This window comes from Vreelandella neptunia, from assembly GCF_022489065.1.
Classification (GTDB): domain Bacteria; phylum Pseudomonadota; class Gammaproteobacteria; order Pseudomonadales; family Halomonadaceae; genus Vreelandella; species Vreelandella neptunia_A.
Genome location: NZ_JAKVTW010000019.1, coordinates 76,501 through 96,282, shown reverse-complemented (window position 1 = coordinate 96,282; position 19,782 = coordinate 76,501). Strand labels below are relative to the sequence as shown.

Annotated in this window: 19 protein-coding genes and 1 pseudogene; 8 read left to right on the top strand and 12 right to left on the bottom strand. The window is 50.8% G+C overall.

Going from position 1 to position 19,782, the window contains the following annotated elements; all coding sequences use genetic code 11:
* The 3 genes from MLE19_RS19460 to MLE19_RS19450 all read right to left on the bottom strand — a co-directional run.
* Nucleotides 1-213, bottom strand: a 213-nt coding sequence (locus MLE19_RS19460) for a hypothetical protein (protein ID WP_240719774.1), incomplete at its 3' end; no start/stop codon positions are given.
* A gap of 4 nt (nt 214-217) precedes the next feature.
* The gene (locus tag MLE19_RS19455; RefSeq protein ID WP_240719773.1) at nt 218-460 is read right to left on the bottom strand and encodes a hypothetical protein; all 243 of its coding nucleotides are present in this window, start codon (nt 458-460) and stop codon (nt 218-220) included.
* 60 nt (nt 461-520) lie between these two features.
* Nucleotides 521-1,402, bottom strand: a complete 882-nt coding sequence (locus MLE19_RS19450) for a DUF2806 domain-containing protein (RefSeq protein ID WP_240719772.1) — start codon at nt 1,400-1,402, stop codon at nt 521-523.
* A gap of 413 nt (nt 1,403-1,815) precedes the next feature.
* On the opposite strand from MLE19_RS19450, the pseudogene MLE19_RS23240 reads away from it, so the two are divergent.
* A pseudogene (locus MLE19_RS23240) lies at nt 1,816-1,968 on the top strand (phage integrase N-terminal SAM-like domain-containing protein); the annotation flags it as partial.
* 558 nt (nt 1,969-2,526) lie between these two features.
* Nucleotides 2,527-3,840: a hypothetical protein gene (locus tag MLE19_RS19445; RefSeq protein ID WP_240719771.1), complete on the top strand. Its 1,314-nt coding sequence runs from the start codon at nt 2,527-2,529 to the stop codon at nt 3,838-3,840.
* Nucleotides 3,841-3,844: 4 nt separating this feature from the next.
* Here MLE19_RS19445 and MLE19_RS19440 read toward each other — a convergent pair whose 3' ends face one another.
* Nucleotides 3,845-4,366: a zinc ribbon-containing protein gene (locus MLE19_RS19440; RefSeq protein WP_101145756.1), complete on the bottom strand. Its 522-nt coding sequence runs from the start codon at nt 4,364-4,366 to the stop codon at nt 3,845-3,847.
* A 161-nt stretch (nt 4,367-4,527) separates the two neighbouring features.
* Between MLE19_RS19440 and leuS the strand changes: the two genes are divergently transcribed.
* The 6 genes from leuS (at nt 4,528) to MLE19_RS23055 (ending at nt 11,635) form a co-directional block, all read left to right on the top strand.
* Complete coding sequence (leuS, locus tag MLE19_RS19435; protein WP_240719770.1) at nt 4,528-7,113, top strand: leucine--tRNA ligase; 2,586 nt, start codon at nt 4,528-4,530, stop codon at nt 7,111-7,113.
* Entirely contained in the window at nt 7,110-7,604 is a 495-nt protein-coding gene (locus tag MLE19_RS19430; protein WP_240719769.1) for a hypothetical protein, read from the top strand. The genes leuS and MLE19_RS19430 overlap by 4 nt, the downstream gene beginning before the upstream one ends.
* Nucleotides 7,601-8,668 (top strand): DNA polymerase III subunit delta, encoded by a 1,068-nt coding sequence (gene holA, locus MLE19_RS19425; RefSeq protein WP_240719768.1) that lies wholly within the window; start codon nt 7,601-7,603, stop codon nt 8,666-8,668. Before MLE19_RS19430 ends, holA begins: the two co-directional genes overlap by 4 nt.
* A gap of 120 nt (nt 8,669-8,788) precedes the next feature.
* Nucleotides 8,789-9,193, top strand: coding sequence for a PA2779 family protein (locus MLE19_RS19420; RefSeq protein ID WP_240719767.1), 405 nt, complete (start codon nt 8,789-8,791; stop codon nt 9,191-9,193).
* 10 nt (nt 9,194-9,203) lie between these two features.
* On the top strand, nt 9,204-10,160 hold the full coding sequence (locus MLE19_RS19415) for a PA2778 family cysteine peptidase (protein ID WP_240719766.1): 957 nt from the start codon (nt 9,204-9,206) through the stop codon (nt 10,158-10,160).
* 248 nt (nt 10,161-10,408) lie between these two features.
* Nucleotides 10,409-11,635 carry a GGDEF domain-containing protein gene (locus MLE19_RS23055; protein WP_276322504.1) on the top strand — a complete coding sequence of 409 codons (1,227 nt, stop codon included), beginning with the start codon at nt 10,409-10,411 and terminating at the stop codon, nt 11,633-11,635.
* 26 nt (nt 11,636-11,661) lie between these two features.
* On the opposite strand, the gene sthA is transcribed toward MLE19_RS23055, so the two are convergent.
* The 8 genes from sthA to MLE19_RS19370 all read right to left on the bottom strand — a co-directional run bounded on the left by sthA (nt 11,662) and on the right by MLE19_RS19370 (nt 19,602).
* A complete protein-coding gene (sthA, locus tag MLE19_RS19405; RefSeq protein WP_240719765.1) occupies nt 11,662-13,053 on the bottom strand; it encodes a Si-specific NAD(P)(+) transhydrogenase in 1,392 nt (463 codons plus the stop codon).
* A 58-nt stretch (nt 13,054-13,111) separates the two neighbouring features.
* Nucleotides 13,112-13,366 carry a (Na+)-NQR maturation NqrM gene (gene nqrM, locus MLE19_RS19400; protein WP_240719776.1) on the bottom strand — a complete coding sequence of 85 codons (255 nt, stop codon included), beginning with the start codon at nt 13,364-13,366 and terminating at the stop codon, nt 13,112-13,114.
* 245 nt (nt 13,367-13,611) lie between these two features.
* On the bottom strand, nt 13,612-14,844 hold the full coding sequence (gene nqrF, locus MLE19_RS19395) for an NADH:ubiquinone reductase (Na(+)-transporting) subunit F (RefSeq protein WP_240719764.1): 1,233 nt from the start codon (nt 14,842-14,844) through the stop codon (nt 13,612-13,614).
* A gap of 71 nt (nt 14,845-14,915) precedes the next feature.
* Complete coding sequence (gene nqrE / locus MLE19_RS19390) at nt 14,916-15,533, bottom strand: NADH:ubiquinone reductase (Na(+)-transporting) subunit E (RefSeq protein WP_240719763.1); 618 nt, start codon at nt 15,531-15,533, stop codon at nt 14,916-14,918.
* A gap of 1 nt (nt 15,534) precedes the next feature.
* Nucleotides 15,535-16,203: an NADH:ubiquinone reductase (Na(+)-transporting) subunit D gene (locus MLE19_RS19385; protein ID WP_240719762.1), complete on the bottom strand. Its 669-nt coding sequence runs from the start codon at nt 16,201-16,203 to the stop codon at nt 15,535-15,537.
* A 2-nt stretch (nt 16,204-16,205) separates the two neighbouring features.
* Nucleotides 16,206-17,027, bottom strand: a complete 822-nt coding sequence (locus MLE19_RS19380) for a Na(+)-translocating NADH-quinone reductase subunit C (protein ID WP_240719761.1) — start codon at nt 17,025-17,027, stop codon at nt 16,206-16,208.
* Entirely contained in the window at nt 17,027-18,253 is a 1,227-nt protein-coding gene (locus MLE19_RS19375) for an NADH:ubiquinone reductase (Na(+)-transporting) subunit B (RefSeq protein WP_240719760.1), read from the bottom strand. Before MLE19_RS19375 ends, MLE19_RS19380 begins: the two co-directional genes overlap by 1 nt.
* Nucleotides 18,253-19,602 carry a Na(+)-translocating NADH-quinone reductase subunit A gene (locus MLE19_RS19370; protein ID WP_240719759.1) on the bottom strand — a complete coding sequence of 450 codons (1,350 nt, stop codon included), beginning with the start codon at nt 19,600-19,602 and terminating at the stop codon, nt 18,253-18,255. The genes MLE19_RS19375 and MLE19_RS19370 overlap by 1 nt, the downstream gene beginning before the upstream one ends.
* Nucleotides 19,603-19,782: the final 180 nt, after the last annotated feature.

Genomic DNA, 19,782 nt, shown 5'->3' with positions numbered 1-19,782 from the left:
ACCATCTAAAGCTGCCCAGTGATTCTTGATATACGTATCTAGTAATTCGTCCTCGCTTGTGTATAAAAACATAGCGTGATTTGGGATACTTCGATATCGCTCCAACAGATCGTAGCCACGACTAGCTGGCTCAGATCCAGGGCGCACTTTTACACCGGCTTCTGACAGCTCCTCAAAAGTTGGTGTTTCTGGTATCTTTCCTTTATCGCTCATGTTGCTAACGAAGCTTTTCTAAAGCTTCTTGATCTGAATCTGCACGACTAAAGTACCAATGGGTGCTTCTCCACTCCATATAAACTTTATGATGTGGTTCAATCATCATTCCTTTTGAAGCCTCATATTCGGTTGCCAAGCCTAAGAATTCTTCTTCAGTAGTATCTTTCAGAGATCGAATTTCAGGGTGGCGTCGACTAATCCAATCTATAAAAGCAATAACTCCTGAGTATCTAATTGGATTCATAGTTTACCTCCAGTTGTATGTGATGTTCTTAAAGCCTAACGCTCAAAGTCAGGTGCGCTTTTAAGCGTCACCTGCACTGCCTTGTTCGGTGTTGTCTGGCTTTGGTATATGTGCAGACCATTTCTCCTTAACGTAATCCTCAAAGCCATCAAGACCCGGTGCTCTGACGACATTAGCAAGCTCCCGACCTATCTGTGTCAAAATAACATTGCCAATGGAAATTTGATTGTCCGAACTCTTTTGCATTACCAACTTAAGAGGTCTTCCACAGTACGTTACAACAAATTCTTTTGGGAGCTTTATTCTTTGAAATCCAGTTACGCTATTAAACTGGATTAACCCAATGCTATCGAGATGAGTTAATGCGCCAAAATTAATTCCTATATCGTTGTAGATTTTGTCGCTTGGATCGAACACTAGCGGAGTGAAGCCACCAATGATCCATCCAAGTCTGCATAATGACTGAAATATCTCGGCATCTCTTTTGTCTAGATCACCCAGAAAGTTCACAGTACGCTTTGAGTACGTGCCAGGTGAGTTAGCTTCGCCAGCTAGAACACTAGACCAAATGGTCTGCATCTCTGCATCCGATACTATTCTCGATTTGTCATAAAAGTTGGTAATCCAATCATTTTCGATATTGTCTGGATTAGATTTGTCGTCGAGCAGTGGTATAGCTTGCTCCGTGATCTTTTCCATGTTGTCTTGTCGCTGGGCTTCTTCTTCGACGAAGCGATGCATTGCGCGGCGATGAAGGTCTGTAATTTCGATTTCCGCTTTTGCCTTAATTAACCCAGCTTCTGCCTCTGCCTTAGCTACTCTTGTAATTTGCCATGGCTCGAATAAGCCACCCACTGCGGATGAAACCTTCTTTATCAAAGTGTCTGCTGGCTTTGATAATTTGCCGAGATTTACTATGGAAACTGATTTATCTTCTGACATATTTTGACACCGAACAGTTTATTAGTGCGCATGCGCGTTTTTCTGGAAAGCCAAGCCTCACCAAAAACCTATAAAACATTGATAAAATTAAAAAATTAATAACTTTCATGCTTGATCTCGCTAGGAAAATGCGCATGCGCGTTATCATTTTAAGTCATCTTTACAAATTGCATATAAACACAAAGAAATTCATCAACCACTTGTTATTTTTATGTTTTATAAAACAGTACACAGAAAATTGAGCACCCACCCATGTCAGGGAGACAGAAAAGCACGCATTGCAGATTGTAGATGCCCAATTATACTTTTTTAAATACAGTTAATTGAGGATTTCCCCAAATGGCTAGCAGCCCTTTACTTAATGAGGTTCGCACCTCAATCCGCGTTCGTGGGATGAGCATCGGAACGAGAAAACATATATTTACTGGATACGTTTTTTCATTCGATACAATAATTGCCGCAACCCCAGAGAGATGGGGGCAGCTGAAGTAGTACGTTTTCTGGGCTACCTCGCCACTGAACGGAATGTGGCAGTTAACGCCCAGCGTATTGATGCTATAGCTTAGTTACTATGCAATTATTCCTCCTTTAGCCACGCTACCGCCTCGGTGCATCTGGGCTGCGTTAAAACGCTCCGCTTGTGACCGTATTTATCTTATTAATCATACTTTATTCATAAATCTGGCTTAGGTCACGTACCTTGGTGAGAAAATACGTTGTATTTAAGTTGAATAATTTACTTGGCTTTTGTCCGGGCATCGCTGCGCGATGCTTCCGCGGGTGCCGCGCTTCGCTCGTTACCACGCGCTACGGGATGTGGCTGCATTGGGTTCAATGTAATCGTTATTTATCGGTGTCATTGATGTGTGTTGTTTAGCGGGTTTGGTGGCGTTGGCTTGGCATCGCTTCGCGATGCTCCCGCGGGTGCCTCATTTGCTCGTTCCTCGCAGATTCGTTACCACGCGCTACGAAATGTGGCTATGCATGAATTAGTGCCAACCAAGGGCACTGCTGCTTCGCTCTTTACTAGGCGCTACATAAAGCCCCTCCCCTAACTCTTAGCTTACTGCTGGCCTTCCTTTGCAAATCCGATTAGCCTGCTAATTCACTATTAAGGGTTTGGCATGCAAGAGACGACTCCTCGGCAGCGCTTGGCGGGCGTGCTGATTCTGCTTGGTTTGATCGCGCAAATTATTGGTTTCACCGGCTGGTTGAGCACTGCACATACGGTGAGCTATTTGCTGTGGGCGGCGGTTGTGTTGCTGTGGCGGGATATTCCTAAACGTTCGCGCATTCAGGCGGGCGTGCTGATTGCACTGGGTGTGGGCATGCTTTTGGTGGCGCGGTTTGTGTATGGCGCTGAGGTGGATTGGCCTGCGATGTTACAGGGCAATGCTTTTGTGGCGGCGATGCTAGTGGGCGTTAGCTTTATTTCGCTGATTGGTAAGCAAGGTACTAAGGGCGCGTCGGGTAAGCGTGTTACCGGTGCTAGCGGCGTAATGAGTACCTGGTTGGGGGTTCACTTCCTGGGCACGATTTTAAATCTCTCCACCGTGTTTATGGTGGGCGACAAGCTGGCCCGGCGGGGGCCGCTGACCACGCCGCAACTGTTAGCGCTTAACCGCGGGCTTTCCAGCGCGGCGCTATGGTCGCCGTTCTTTGCTTCCATGGGCGTCGTGATCGCACTGGTGCCTGAGGTTGAGTATGCACAAATCGCCGTGGTGGGCTTTCCCATTGCGATGCTGTCGGGTCTGTTGACCACGCTAGAGTTGCGTCGCCGGTTTGATCTTAGCGAGGTGGATGGCTACTCACTGGCGCCACGCAGCCTGTTGATGCCGGTGGGTATGGCCGCGCTGGTGATGCTATTTCACTTTGTGCTCACCCCTACCCTGACCATTGTCAGCATTATCACCTTTCTACTGCCTAGCGTTGCCGTGCTGAGCAATTTGCACCGCGGGCCACGCTTTACCCTACGGCGGATTGGTCAACACACCACGACGCGCTTACCCGCCATGCGCGGGGAGATTTCGCTGTTTTTAGCCGCAGGCCTTTTGACGATTGGCCTTTCGACGCTGGTCACGGCAGCGGCAGGCAGCGACTGGACGCTGTTCACCCGCTTTGGCACAACCCAGGCGATGATTAGTTTTGCAGCCATTACGCTAAGCGCGTTAGCGGGCCTACACCCGATTATTGGCGTGTCGGTGTTGGCATCGATACTTAACCTGCAAAACGGGGAGCAGACGCTGTTTGCGTTTGTGGCCTTAAGCTCATGGGCGGTAGGCACTAGCGTGGGGCCGCTTTCGGGGATCAACCTGTCACTGCAGGGGCGCTACGGGGTAAGCGGTTATCGCATTATGAAGAATAACCTGCTGTATGCGGCGGTGATGAGCCTGCTTTCGCTGGGGGCGATCGCAGGCGTCAGTCTACTGGTGGCCTAGTGAATCATGTCTCAATGATTTTGCTGGGAAAACGGTAGAAGTAGCGATGGCCGCACTCATGGCAAGGCTCCAGGCGCGCAACGGTAGGCAGCATTACCTGAGCATCGCAGTGGGTGCAGGCCATTAAACCGGGCGCGGCCATTTCACCTTCGCAGTAGTCAGCGCGAGCGGCTTCCAGGTCTTCCTCAAAGCGTTCGCGCTCCACCACGCTACGGTCGGCAATCGAAAGCAGCGATTCCGCTACGCGGCGAGAAAGCCCGTCTATGTCGATGCCTAGCCAGCTGGCTACCTGTTTGCCGGTATCCGCCATGAAGTAGCGCATATCTTTCAGGTCGCGCTCTACCCAGGCGCGCAGCAGCGCTAGCTCGTCTTTGGTGTACTCTTCAAGCTCCGATTCAAACTCAACCGCGTCGTCCAAATCCTTCTGTAAATTCTCCCAGGTCAGCTCATTGGCGCCCCCCTGCATCCGCTCCAACAAACGTTCGTAACCTTCGCGTAGGCGATTGTCATTCTGTTGTTCACTCATGGTGCCTCTCCTTTTGTCGACGCATGCGGTTTCCTATCATCGGCTTACCGTTCAAGGATACACCTGCATAGGATACAATCGACCTTACTTATCTGACAGATGTCATCTCACATTCACTTTGCGCCCCTTTTGGGCGAATACGCCAAGGCATTAATAAACCGATGGACGCACACTACAGCCCTCGTGATATCGAACGCGACGCCCAGCAGTACTGGGACAAACATCAGTGCTTTAAAGCAGTAGAGGACGCGAACCGCGAGAAGTTTTACTGCCTCTCCATGTTCCCCTACCCCAGCGGTAAGCTGCACATGGGCCACGTGCGTAATTACACTATCGGTGACGTGGTGTCGCGTTACCAGCGCATGCAAGGCAAAAACGTTATGCAGCCCATGGGCTGGGATGCGTTTGGCATGCCTGCGGAAAACGCCGCCATTCAGAACCAGGTGCCGCCCGCCAAGTGGACCTACCAAAACATCGACTACATGCGCAATCAGTTGAAGGCACTTGGCTTTGCCTACGACTGGAGCCGTGAATTCGCCACCTGCGATACCAGCTACTACCGCTGGGAGCAGTGGTTCTTCACCAAGCTGGTGGAAAAAGGCTTGGTGTATAAGAAAATGTCGACGGTCAACTGGGATCCGGTTGACCAAACCGTGCTCGCTAATGAACAGGTCATTGATGGACGTGGCTGGCGTTCCGGCGCGCTGGTTGAGCGTAAAGAGATCCCGCTGTGGTTCTTGAAGATTACCGATTACGCCGATGAACTGCTGGCTGATCTGGATAAGGTTGAGTGGCCGGAGCAGGTCAAAACCATGCAGCGCAACTGGATTGGCAAATCCCGCGGAGTTGAGCTCACGTTTGATATCAAGGCAAAAAACGGCAGCGCCTGCGACCCGCTGGCGGTATACACCACGCGCCCGGATACACTGTTAGGCGTGACTTATGTCGCGGTTGCGGCAGGCCACCCGCTGGCCAAGCAAGCGGCTGAGCAGAACAGTGAGCTGGCAGCCTTCTGCGATGAGTGCGCCAAAGGCGGCACTTCTGAAGCGGAAATGGCCACCAAAGAGAAAAAAGGCATGCTCACCGGCCATAGGGCGGTTCACCCGCTAACCGGCGATGAAGTACCAGTCTATGTGGCGAATTTCGTGCTGATGGAGTTTGGTACCGGCGCCGTCATGGCGGTACCCGGCCACGACCAGCGTGACTGGGAGTTTGCCACCAAGTATGGCATTGCGATCAAACCGGTTATCGCCGATGAAAGCGGCCAGCCTGCCGACGTTTCGGAAGCGGCCTACGCCGAATACGGCATGGTCGTTAATTCTGGTGAGTTCGATGGCCTAGGTTTTGAACAGGCTTTTGATGCCATCGCCGCCAAACTGGCCGAGCTTGGCCGTGGCGAAGTCAAAACCAACTACCGCCTGCGCGATTGGGGCGTTGCCCGTCAGCGCTACTGGGGTGCGCCAATTCCGGTCAAATACGGCCCGGAAGGTCAAACCGTTCCGCTGACCGATGACGAACTGCCGGTCTCGCTGCCCATGGAAGTCACCGTCGATGCCTCAGGCTCGCCGCTGAAGAAAATGCCAGCGTTCTCAGACCTTGGCGATGGCTGGACCCGGGAAACCGACACCTTCGACACCTTTATGGAGTCCTCCTGGTACTACGCGCGCTTCTGCTGCGCCGATAACACTGAAGCGATGCTGGACGAACGTGCCAACTACTGGCTGCCGGTAGATCTCTACATTGGCGGCATCGAGCACGCCATTCTACACCTGTTGTATGCGCGCTTCTTCCACAAGCTAATGCGTGATTTTGGTTTGGTTGATTCTGACGAGCCGTTCCAGCAGCTGCTGACCCAAGGCATGGTCATCGCCGAGACCTTCTACCGCCCTACCGATAACGGCGGCAAGCAGTGGTTCAACCCTGCCGATGTGGAAGTGAAGCGCGATGAGAAAGGTCGCCCGCTGAGCGCTATATTAATGAGCGACGGCAAGCCGGTTGAAATGGGTGGCATCGAGAAGATGTCCAAATCGAAAAACAACGGTGTTGATCCGCAGTCGATGATCGATAAGTTCGGTGCCGATACCGTGCGCCTGTTTATGATGTTTGCCGCCCCGCCCGAGCAATCCCTGGAGTGGTCGGACTCCGGCGTTGAGGGTGCCCATCGCTTCTTGAAGCGACTTTGGCGTCAGGTTAATGATCATCTGGAAGCGGGCACTCCCGGCAAACTGGATATCAGCGCTCTCAATGACGACCAAAAAGCACTACGTCGTAAAACCCACGAGACCATCAAGAAAGCCAGCGACGACATTGGTCGCCGCACCACTTTCAATACGGCGATTGCGGCCGTCATGGAGCTCTCCAACGCGATTGGTAAGTTCGATGATAGCTCTGAGCTTGGCCTCGCAGTAACCCGCGAAGCGTTGGAAGCCGGAGTACTTCTGCTCTCACCGATTACACCGCACCTATGCCACAGCCTCTGGGAAGCGCTTGGCCACTCGGGGCCCGCTATCGAAGCGACCTGGCCGGTAGTGGACGAGTCTGCCCTTACCCGCGATAGCATTGAGCTGGTGGTGCAGGTTAACGGTAAGTTGCGCGCCCGTCTCGAGGTGCCTTCAAGTGCCGATAAAGCGTCTATCGAAAAACTCGCCATGGAGCACGAAAACGTTCAGCGTTTCCTTGAAGGCAACACCGTGCGTAAAGTGATCGTGGTGCCCGGCAAACTGGTTAACATTGTGGTGAGCGGATGAATCGTCGCAAGTTTCTTACCTTAAGTATTGCCGCTTCGGCGGCGTTACTGCTCAGCGGCTGCGGGTTTCGGTTGCGAGGCTCTGAATCGCTGCCTACGCTGCCCCCGCTTGCCTTAGAAGGCGACACCAATAGCGCTGTCGCTCAGCAGGTCGCTACGCGCCTTCAGCAGTTGGGTACTCAGGTAACGGCTGAGGCGCCATGGCGGGTCACATTGGGCACACCCACCTTAATTGAGCGCCGTTTGGGTGGCGATGGTCGCGGCAGCCGCGAGCATGAACTAACCCTGAGTACGTCACTGTCGGTTCAAGAGCGCGCGTCGAATGCTTACCATATTAACAATGCTACGCTTTCGACCAGCACACGGATTCGCGTCAGTGATGACGACCTGCTTAACCGTGAAACACTGATGATGGAAGCGGAACAGTCCCTTTCACGCCAACTGGCTCAGCGTATTATTGAGCGTCTTAGCTACATTGAGGGTATGCAGTGAAGGTATTTGCTGATCAGCTCCCCGCTGCGTTGGCAAAAAAGCTTCCCCGGGTAGTCATCGTGGCGGGGGATGAACCCTTACAGCATCGCGACGCCTGCGACGCTGTAAGGAGAGCGGCGCGCCAAGCAGGCGTTGAAGAGCGGGAAGTGCTGGATGTAGAGCCCAATTTTGCTTGGGGTCGCTTGATGGAGATGTCTAGCAACCTCTCGCTGTTCGCGACCAGTAAGCTGATGGAACTGCGCTTGGGAAATCACAAGCTAGGGCAAGAGGGCAGTAAAGCGCTAGCGCAGTACGCTGAGACCCTGGATAACAGCGATGACGTTTTGCTCATCAGTATGGGTAAGCTAGACGCCAAACAGCAAAAAAGCGCTTGGTTCAAAACGCTGGATAAGCACGGATTATTTGTACCAGTCTGGCCCGTAGATGTATCCCGGTTGGGTTATTGGCTGCGGGATCGCGCTTCACTGCACGGCTTACAGATTGACCTTGAAGCGGCTCGCCTGCTGGGTGAGCGCACCGAGGGTAACCTGCTAGCGGCCGACCAGGAGCTGCAGAAACTATCTCTGATTCACACCCAGGGCACCCGCTTGAACGTCGAAAGCATTGCCCAGGGCGTTGAAGATAGCACCCGCTTTGATGTCTTCAATTTGGCCGATGCCTGCTTAAAAGGCGAACCTAGCCGCGCATCGCGTATCGTCAATGGCTTACGTAGTGAAGGGGTCGAGGCCCCTATCGTGCTATGGGCACTTACCCGGGAGCTGCGCACCCTACTCTCGTTGCATCAACACCTTGATCAAGGCCAAAGCTTTGAGCATGCCTGCAAAAGCCAAAAGCCGATGATTTTTGATAAGCGACGCCCGGGCTACCAAAAGGCGATTGGCCGCTTACCTATGAAACGGCTGCATAAATTGCTGTTAATGGCGCAGCGACTCGATTTAGCCGTTAAAGGTGCCGCGGCGGTGCCTCTTTGGCCTGGTTTACACGATCTCGCCATGACCATGGCTGGAGGTAGAGGATTACTTTCTGAAACTGCATGGACCTATCGCATTAGTGCAAATAATTAGCACTTTGCACATTAGACTTAAAAATTGAGTCATTTGTTTCTATACTACTGATTCAAGACAAAATAGTTCAGGCCACTAAAAAGCTTGTCCCACCCCGACTAGTCTATAAGGAAGAAGACGATGAAAACATTGCGTGCTTACCTCTCAACTCTGCTGATCACGGCGCTCATCATTACCAGCTTGCCTGTTGCCGCCGCGCCTGCTGCACCTCAATCCATGGATTTAGTCTCTACCCAATCTGTTTTGTCAGCTGATCGTGCGGGCGCTGACCGTGAGCGTATTAACGAAATTCTGGCTCGTGCCGACGTGCAAGATCAGCTGCTAAAACAGGGTGTTGACCTTGACGAAGTAGATGCTCGTGTTGCTGCCTTAAGCGATTCTGAAGCAAAGCAAATGGCTGATCAGCTAGAGATGATGCCTGCCGGTGCCGGTGGTGGCGTTATCGGAGCACTCTTTGCCGTCTTTATCATTCTATTGATTACCGATATCCTCGGCCTGACTGACGTTTATCCGTTTACGCGTTGATAGGCAGCTGATGACCACTAAGTCTACAAATATGCTCTCTAACGCCCGCTTCGCGGGCGTTTTTATTATGCTGTTACTGCTGAGCGGCTGCGCACGAAACCCGGTACTTTTACAAAGTACCTATCAAGCGCTTCCGCCCCATGCCGAAATCACCAGCGTGCCCTTTTACGCTCAAACGGAGTTTCAGTGCGGACCTGCCACGCTGGCGATGGTGCTTAACCATCAGGACGTCGACACAGACGTTGAGCAACTAATCCCCCAAGTGTTCTTACCTGAACGCGATGGCAGCGTACAGCCAGAAATGCTGGCGACTGTGCGACGTTATGGTCAACTCGCTTACCCCATTCGTGGCACCATGGATGCGTTGTTAGGGCATTTGGCCGCTGGCGATCCGGTGATAGTAATGCAGAATTTATCACTCCCTATCTACCCAATGTGGCACTACGCTGTCGCCATTGGCTACGACCTGCCCAATGAAACGCTTATTCTGCGCAGTGGTGAAATTGAACGCCATACAATGTTGTTTAGCCGTTTCAATGCCACCTGGGCGCGCACTGAGCGCTGGGGATTTGTGGTTGCCGAGCCCGGCACGCTACCCTCGGGCATAACCGCCCGTAATGCCCTTGAGGCAATTAGTGCCTACGAAGAAACTAATGGCCCTCGTGCTGCGCTATCAAGCTGGCAATCGTTTACCCAGCAGCATCCCACCAATGCTATTGGGCAATTCGCACTGGGTAACGCGCTTTACGCTGATGAGCAACCCGATAAGGCACGCCATGCGTTTGAGCGTGCAACACAACTCGATGAAGAGATGGGCGCTGCATGGCTGAACCTAGGCCTTTTACTGCTACAAAACGATGAACCTGAGGCGGCTCGTGAAGCTTTAATCCAGGCCGCATCTCTTGAAGGAAGTTGGCAAGCAAAAGCACAATCATACCTGGTTGAGTTAGACGTAACCCATGAATAAATGACAAGAAAATAGCGCAAGGAAGCACAAGTCTAATCCCTGAATTAGTAAACATGATGGATAGTAGAAACCCCCTCTCAATGCTTAAGTAATAAAGGCCGTAGCCAATTATTCGACCATGGGTTTATCAACCATCCGTGGTAGCAATAATATGCAGCTTCGGCCTTTTCAACTGAAAAGACATTCTTGTTATGCTGATAAAATTGCTGACAAAATTCGTCACGCACTATTTTTAAGAGGTAAATTGCATGGATAGCAACCCAAAAAATAGCGCTAATTTTAAAATGAAGCACAAATACCAATGGCACCTTACTCGCTGGAAATTAGTGTCCCTTTTCATGGTCGTTTTTTTCATAACATCCTTATTAATGGCTATCTATTTAGCTACTTCGCGTCAGCAGATCAGTACTAATTATACGACATTGGTTGATGAAATCGTGCGCGCTCAGCTTGCTGCGCCCAACCTAAGACTCGCCATTGAAGAGAATAACAGCCAAAGAAAAACACACGACATTAGCCACCTTAAAAACATTGCAACCCTCTCTACACAGCATTTAAATAGGATTCAACTCAAGCTATTTAACAAACAACAATTAAGCAATGACATTATTTATATGCAAGATAATTTTAGCAACTTAAATGAAAACCTAGCTAGCTTACAACAGCAATTAGAGACAGCTGAAGAGACGCAATTCATCCCAGCATCATTGTATAACAACGCGGTCGATATTGAAGAAAACCTTAAGTGGACATATAGCACTCTAATTGATGAAGTTCATAATGCATCTAATCAGCAACGCTTATTAATGCAACGCCTCTCAATTGCAGTTAGTGTTTTACTTATATTAGTCATAAGCGCAGCTGTAACATTATGCATTGCAGTAATTCATCTTCAGCGCCAAAGAAACCAGATGCAAAAATTAATGCTAACAGATGAACTGACCGGACTCTATAACAGACGCCATTTAGTAAATGTTGCGTTTGCGGCATTAACTCAAGCGAAGCGTGAAAAAACCTCTCTTAGTATATTGCTTTTAGATCTAGATTTTTTCAAACGAGTAAACGATACCTATGGGCATCCGATAGGAGATGAGGTATTAAGACAAGTTAGCGAACGTTTACGCCAATGTAGTAGGCCTACTGACACTCTTGGCAGAATCGGCGGAGAGGAGTTTTGCCTATTAATGCCAGCGACTCACACTCATGATGCACTTCAAGTAGCTGAGCGTCTACGCCGAGAAATCGAAAGTATAGCACTAAAAGGCCTAGAGCTTAACGCTACACCAACCGTGAGCATTGGGGTCACAACAAGTAATGGGGGATCATTTACATTTGATGAGCTTTACTCATTCGCTGACAAAGCACTTTACCAAGCTAAAGAACTGGGGCGTAACCGGGTTGAAAGCGTGTTACCCCCCAAAACATCAAATTTTGACAACATTGAGGGGGCTTATACCCACTCAGTTATCCACTAAACTCCGCTTCGTTGAAATTCACACCGCTAAAAAACTCGATTTAAGCCATTCTGCGCTGCCACACGATAGGCTTCTGCCATCGTTGGGTAGTTAAACGTCGTATTAACAAAATACTTAAGCGTATTCGCTTCGCCCTTTTGCTGCATAATCGCTTGACCGATATGCAAAATTTCAGAGGCTTGGTCACCAAAACAGTGAATTCCAAGTATCTCCAGAGTGTCTTGATGGAAGAGTATTTTTAGCATCCCCACGGTATCGCCGGTGATCTGAGCGCGGGCGGTGTCTTTGAAGAAGGCTTTGCCCACTTCGTAAGGCACTTTTGCCTCTGTTAACTCACGCTCGTTTGGACCGAAAGAGCTAATTTCGGGGATGGTATAAATCCCGGTGGGCACATCACTGACAAAGCGATACTCTTTATCCAGCAACTCATTACATGAGTTCAAGCCTTGATCGTAGGCGGCGCTGGCTAAACTTGGCCAACCGATCACGTCCCCCGCAGCATAGACGTGGGGCACTTCGGTGCGGTAGTGCTCATCAACACTGAGCTGACCCCGCCCATTAGCGCTCAAGCCAATATTTTCAAGACCCAGGCTATCGGTATTACCCGTCCGACCGTTGGCCCACAAGAACGCATCAGCGCGAATCTTCTTACCCGACTTTAGCCTTACGACAACGCCAGACTCATCGCCTTCAACACTCTCGTACTCTTCATTATGACGAACCAATACACCGTGTTTACGCAGGTGGTAAGAGAGCGCATCGCTGATTTCATCATCCAAGAATGACAGTAGGCTGTCTCGGTTATTGATGAGATCAACCTTGACGCCTAATCCCGAAAATATCGACGCGTATTCACAGCCAATCACACCCGCTCCAAAAATCACCAGGGTGCGCGGCGTATGGGAAAGACTCAAAATGGTGTCAGAGCAGTAAATACGCGGATGACGGAAATTAATATTCGCCGGACGATAGGGGCGTGAACCGGTAGCAATAACGATTTTTTTAGCGACCAGTTCCTCCATCCCTTCCTGACGGTCACGTACTACCAGGGTGTGCTCATCCTTAAAACGGGCGACGCCATGAAATAGGTCGATACGATTACGCGCATAAAACGTAGTGCGCATTTCGACTTGCTTATCGATGGTGCCGCGGGAGCGCTCCATCACTTTGGGAAAGGAGAACCAGCGTGGTTCACCAATATCGCGGAACATACGGTTAGTGTTGAACGCCATGATCTGTTTGACCTGATGACGCAACGCTTTGGAAGGAATCGTACCCCAATGGGTACAGTTACCACCTACCTGTGCTTGCTTCTCAATAATCGCTACGCGCTTGCCATGCTTAGCAGCGTTAATAGCAGCGCTTTCACCCGCAGGCCCTGTACCGATCACCACGACATCATAATTGTGAACCGCCATGCACTCTGCGTCTCCTGTTTCCGTTTATTTAGCGCCCTGCTAACTGCATGTCATTTTATTAGCGACGAGATGCGTCGTAGCCTAAATCAGCACCACGGCTTTCATCGCTACGACGGCGTACGCTACCTCGCTTGCGATTCTCTTCTTCGCAGACTTCGTCTTTACCACCACAAATGTCGCAGCCGTCTTTCATGCCTATTTGATTCAAGCCACCACAAGAGCCTGCAATCGGCTTACGACCCATAATGACGCCAACGGCCATAACACCCATAATCAGTGCCATAAAGCCGAATACCAGTAGCCAAATCGCCATATCAATCTCCCAGCGTTTCATTGCCTAGCTTTAAATTATTTGCCTCACCTGCCGACAACAGTCGTTCAGATAAGTGCCTCGCGGTCTTTATTCATTTCCCCTATTATACCTCAGCAGCGCTATGCATATCAGTGCTCTTCATATCAGCACTTAGTCACGCCTTAATCATACTGACTCATAAACAAACGGGGCCAGCCTAAAAGGCCAGCCCCGCTTATCACTACAATCGACATTACACCGATTGGTTAGCCACCGAAATCATCCAGAAGGATATTTTCGGGCTCAACGCCCATATCAAGCAGCAGTTTGATAACCGAGGCGTTCATCATCGGCGGCCCACACATGTAGTACTCGCAATCTTCCGGCGCCGGGTGGTCCTTCAGATAGTTTTCGTACAGCACGTTATGGATAAAGCCCGTTGGGCCGTCCCAGTTATCCTCTTCCTGCGGATCAGAAAGCGCTAAGTGCCACTCAAAGTTGGGGAACTCTTCAGCTAACTGGTCGTACTCTTCGTTATAGAAGGTTTCACGCCAGGAGCGTGCGCCATACCAGAAGCTAATCTTGCGGTCAGACTTCAAACGCTTCAACTGGTCGAAGATATGGCTACGCATCGGCGCCATACCAGCACCACCACCGATAAAGATCATCTCAGCGTCAGTATCGCGGGCAAAAAACTCACCGAACGGCCCCATTACCGTCACTTTGTCGCCTTCTTTTAGATTGAAGACGTAAGTCGACATCAGGCCCGGTGGGTGATTTGTGCCAGGAGGCGGTGTCGCGATACGGATGTTGAACTTGAGGATACCCTTCTCGTCCGGGTAGTTCGCCATGGAGTAAGCGCGAATCACTTCCTCGTTGTTCTTATGGGAAATTTTGAACATATCAAACTTTTCCCAATCACCCCGATACTCCTCCTCGATATCAAAATCTGAGAATTTGACATCGTAAGGCGGTGCAACAAGCTGTACATAACCACCGGCGCGGAAGGCTACTTCTTCGCCTTCAGGCAGCTTCAGGTTCAGCTCTTTGATAAAGGTGGCAACGTTGGGGTTAGCGATAACCTCACATTCCCACTTTTTCACGCCAAAGACTTCTTCAGGCACTTCGACCTTCATGTCCTGCTTGACAGGCACCTGACAAGAGAGGCGCCAGCCCTCTTTCTTCTCACGCATGGTGAAGTGCGACTCTTCTGTCGGCAGAATAGAGCCACCGCCCTCTTCTACACGGCACTTACACTGAGCACAAGAACCACCGCCGCCACAGGCGGAAGAGAGAAAAATGCCGTTAGCAGCAAGCGTATTTAGCAGCTTGCCACCTGCCTGGGTCTGCAACGTATGCTCAGGGTCGCCATTGACCTCAATGGTCACGTCCCCGCTACTCACAAGCTTGCTGCGCGCTGCCAGAATGATCGCCGTTAAACTAATAACGATGATCGTGAACATGACAACACCGAGCAAGATGACAGTTGTATCAACCATGTCGGTTTCCTATTGCTGGAGGTTTTCTATTACCAGCGGTGCTTGGCACCGCTGGGAAAAACCGGCTCCGATTAAAGCTGAATGCCAGAGAAGGACATAAAGCCCAACGACATAAGCCCCACGGTGATGAAAGTAATGCCCAGCCCTTGGAGGCCACCCGGCACATCGCTGTACTTCAGTTTTTCACGAATACCCGCCAGGGCGGCAATTGCCAATGCCCAACCGGTGCCCGCGCCAAAGCCATATACCACGGCTTCACCAAAGTTATAGCTACGCTCTACCATGAACAGTACGCCACCAAGAATGGCACAGTTAACGGTAATCAGCGGTAGGAATACCCCTAGCGCGTTGTAGAGCGACGGCACGTACTTATCAAGGAACATCTCCATGATCTGTACTAGCGCGGCAATAACACCGATGTAGGAGAGTAGACCCAGGAAAGACAGGTCAATGTTTTCAGCACCACTGATACCGGTCCAGGTCAGCGCACCTTCTTGTAGCAAGTAGGTGAATACCAGGTTGTTTACCGGCACCGTTACGGTCAATACAACGATTACGGCGATACCCAGGCCAATCGCTGAGGAAACTTTTTTAGACACAGCCAAAAAAGTACACATCCCCAAAAAGAAGGCCAGTGCCATGTTTTCAACAAACACCGAGGCAACAAAAAGACTCAGATAATGTTCCATGTTACACGGCCTCCTGAGGCTTGGTGTTTTCCTTCATTTTGAACTCATTATCTTCAATTTGCTCAGGGTTAACAGAACGCATCACCCAGATCAGTAAGCCGATAATAAAGAACGCGGAAGGCGGCAGTAACAGCAAGCCATTTGGCACGTACCAACCGCCGTTTTGCACGGTTTGGAGAATCGTAAAGCCGAATACGCTGCCAGCGCCGAGGAGTTCACGGAAGAAGCCTACAACCATTAGTACGAAGCCATAGCCCAGGCCATTGCCGATACCATCTAAAAATGACATGCCTGGTGTGTTGGACATCGCAAAACCTTCTGCACGCCCCATGACGATACAGTTGGTAATGATCAGGCCCACAAACACCGAGAGCTGTTTGGACATCTCATAGGCATACGCTTTCAGAATCTGATCAACCACGATAACCAGCGAGGCAATAATGGTCATTTGAACAATGATACGAATCGAAGAAGGAATATGATTCCTGATCAACGATACGAACAGGTTCGAGAACGCCGTTACGAATATAACCGCCAGTGCCATAACGAGCGAAACGCTCATACTGGTGGTTACCGCCAGCGCAGAACAGATCCCCAGAATTTGCAGTGCAATGGGGTTGTTCTGGAAAATCGGCGCTGTTAAAACGCCTTTTGCATTTACGTCCGCCATGATCAGGCCCCCTCAACGTCTTCGAAGTCGGTCTCGGTCTCTTCGGCGTCTTCCGGCTCAGTGCCACTACGGAATTTAGCCAAATAGGGTCCGAATGCTTCTTCGCTTAACCAGAACTGCAGCATGTTCGTTACGCCGTTACTGGTCAGCGTAGCGCCAGATAGCGCATCTACTTCGTATTCGCTGCTAGCACCGCCTTTGGTCAGGTGAATTTCCGGTGAGAGGTCGCCCTCTTCATCGTAAATTTTCTTCCCTTCCCACTGGGCTTGCCAGCGCGGATTGTTAACTTCAGCGCCCAGACCTGGCGTTTCGCTGTGCTCGTAGTAAGTGATACTGACAATAGTATTGCCATCACCCTCTACTGCCAGGAAGCCACGCATTAAGCCCCAAAGGCCTTGTCCACGAATAGGTAACACGATTTGTTCCGGATCTTCTTCATCACCAATCAGGTATACCGTGGCGTAATTTTCGACGCGAGATAAACCTGCAATATCAGTATCACCGGAAAGCGTGCGGCCCGAGGCCGGATCACGAGCAGCTTCGAAACTATCATAGGTATCAGGATCAAACTCATCTGAGTACTCACCGGTATCCAGATCAACGACCCGTGCGGTAATTTCCTCGCCGAACACCGCTTCAACGTCCATGCCGGGCTCATATAGCTTCGCGACATTTAGGATATTCGTTTTACGGTCGAGCTCCTGATTAAGCTGCTGCATTGGCCGCAAAGCGACCGCCGCGGTCGAGACAATGACAGAACACACGATACACAGTGAGAACGCCACAATCAGGACTTTTTTGATGGAGTTGTTACCTTGTGCCATTAGGCAGTCTCCTCGGCCGGTACGCCGGTACGCTTAACGCGACGCTTGATGTTGGCCTGGACGAAGAAATGGTCAATCAGCGGTGCAAACAAGTTAGCGAACAGAATCGCTAGCATGATGCCTTCCGGGAAAGCCGGGTTCACAACGCGAATCAAAACGGTCATAACACCAATTAGCGCACCAAACAGCAGACGGCCCTGGTTGGTCATGGAAGCTGACACAGGGTCAGTGGCCATGAACACCATACCAAAAGCAAAACCGCCGATTACCAGATGCCAGTACCACGGCATGGCAAACATTTCGTTGGTGTCTGAGCCAATGAGGTTAAACAGCGTGCTGGTAACGACCATGCCCAGGAACACGCCTAACATGATTCGCCACGACGCAATCCGAGTCCAAAGCAGCACAGCTGCACCAATGAAGATTGCCAGCGTCGAAACTTCACCTACAGAACCGGGGATAAAGCCAAGGAAGGCGTCCCACCAGCTAAAGGCATCCGTCAGCGCAGACATACCATCCTGAAACGCTAAAGAAAGTGCTGTTGCGCCAGTGTAGCCGTCGGCGGCAACCCATACAGCATCACCAGAGATTTGCGCCGGGTAAGCGAAGTAAAGGAATGCACGGCCAGTCAGCGCCGGGTTCAAGAAGTTCTTACCCGTGCCACCGAAGATCTCTTTACCGATCACAACGCCAAAGGTAATGCCTAGCGCGACCTGCCAAAGCGGGATAGTGGCTGGCAGAATCAATGCAAACAGTACGGAGGTAACGAAGAAACCTTCGTTCACTTCGTGACCGCGCTTGATCGCAAAAAGCACTTCCCAGAAGCCACCGACAGCGAAGGTGACCAAGTAGATAGGCAAGAAGTAGGTAGCACCGAGGACAAAGTTGGCCCACAGGCTGCTGGCGTCGTGACCTGACGCCAAGGTCATCATAATCGCTTCACGCCAGCCACCCATAGAGGCGTAGCCCGCATCAATAGCCGTGTTAGCCTGCCAACCCGCGTTCCACATGCCGAACAGCATTGCCGGGAAGGTACACATCCACACGGTGATCATAATGCGTTTAAGATCGATGCCGTCGCGCACGTGGGCAGTGGTTTTAGCCACGCTCGGTGGCGAGTAGAAAATAGTATCGACCGCTTCAAATAACGGATAGAACTTTTCGTACTTTCCGCCTTTGTGGAAGTGCGGCTCGATATTTTGGAGTGTCTGTTGAATACCCATCATCAGGCCTCTTTCTCGATCATGGTGAGATTGTCACGCAGGATGGGGCCATATTCGTATTTGCCGGGGCAAACATACGTGCACAGCGCCAGATCCTCTTCGTCCAGCTCCAAACACCCAAGCTGCATGGCAACCTCAATGTCGCCCACGATCAACGAACGCAGTAGCTGAGTTGGCATGATATCCAGCGGCATTACCGTCTCGTAAACACCTACCGGCACCATAGCACGCTCGGAGCCATTGGTAGAGGTCGTCGGCGCGTAGTTGGTCAGACCTTTAATCTTGGAGATATAAATACCCATGACCGAGTGGCGATTAGCACCAGGAGACAGCCAACCCATAAATGTGCGCTTGTTGCCTTCTTCCAGCAAACTCAATTGATTGCTGAATCGGCCTAGATAAGTCAACTTACCTTCAGCGGCAAAACCAGAGAACACTGAGCCAGAGATAACGCGAGTGTCGTCAGGTTTGATGACTTCTTGAGCCAGGAGTTCATCGGTACTAGCGCCGACTCGGGTACGTATCAAACGCGGGTTCTCAGCGCGCGGCCCACCAATGGCGACCACTCGGCTAAGATCCAGCTTACCTTCCACAAACAGTTTACCGAACGCGATAACGTCCTGATAACCGATGTGCCACACTTTTTTATGCAGTGCGACTGGGGAGAGATAATGGATATGAGTACCGACTAGACCGGCTGGGTGAGGACCTGCGAAGCTTTCGGTTTTAACACCCTCTACATCGCCACCCGGAATTGAAGCATTTTCACCCGTACACAAGAAGACGTTGCCCTCGGTCAGGCGCGCTAACACCTTGAGGCCATCTTCAAATGCCTGCGACTGCTCATTGATGATCAGTGCAGGATCAGGACATAGCGGATGGGTATCCACGGCGGTGACAAAAATATCAGCCGGGCTGCTATCAATAGCCGGTGTACGCGAGAAAGGACGCGTGCGTAACGCTGTCCAAAGTCCCGATTCTACCAGTTGGTCGACAACGACCTGACGCTCAAGCTGTGCAATGGCACTACGATCATGAGCAGCGAATTCAACCGCTTCCTCAGTTTCGTCGACTTTGATTACGACAGACAGTAAACGACGTTTTTCGCCACGGTTAATTGCAAGCACTTCACCGGCAGCGGGCGCTGTATAGCGCACACCATCAATTTTCTTATCGGTAAAGAGCAATTGGCCTAGTTTGACCTTATCCCCTTCCTGAACTTCCATGGTTGGCTTCATGCCAACGTAGTCAGTACCCAGGATTGCCACGTGGCGCACAGGCCGCGCATCTTCAATACGCTGCTCGGGCGCTCCCGTGATGGGGAGATCCAGGCCTTTTTTGACTTCGATCATAGTCTCGCCCAGTTGTTGGATCGGATATACGAAGGTATGGGGTTCGAATGCTTATCTTCTGCTCAGCGAATTGTTAGTTTCTGCTCAGATTGTTACCAGTCCGGCCCAAGCAGCACTTGAACCACCCCGAAAAATCCATCGTATTATAAAGATAAGCGCGTCCAATGACCACATCCCTGA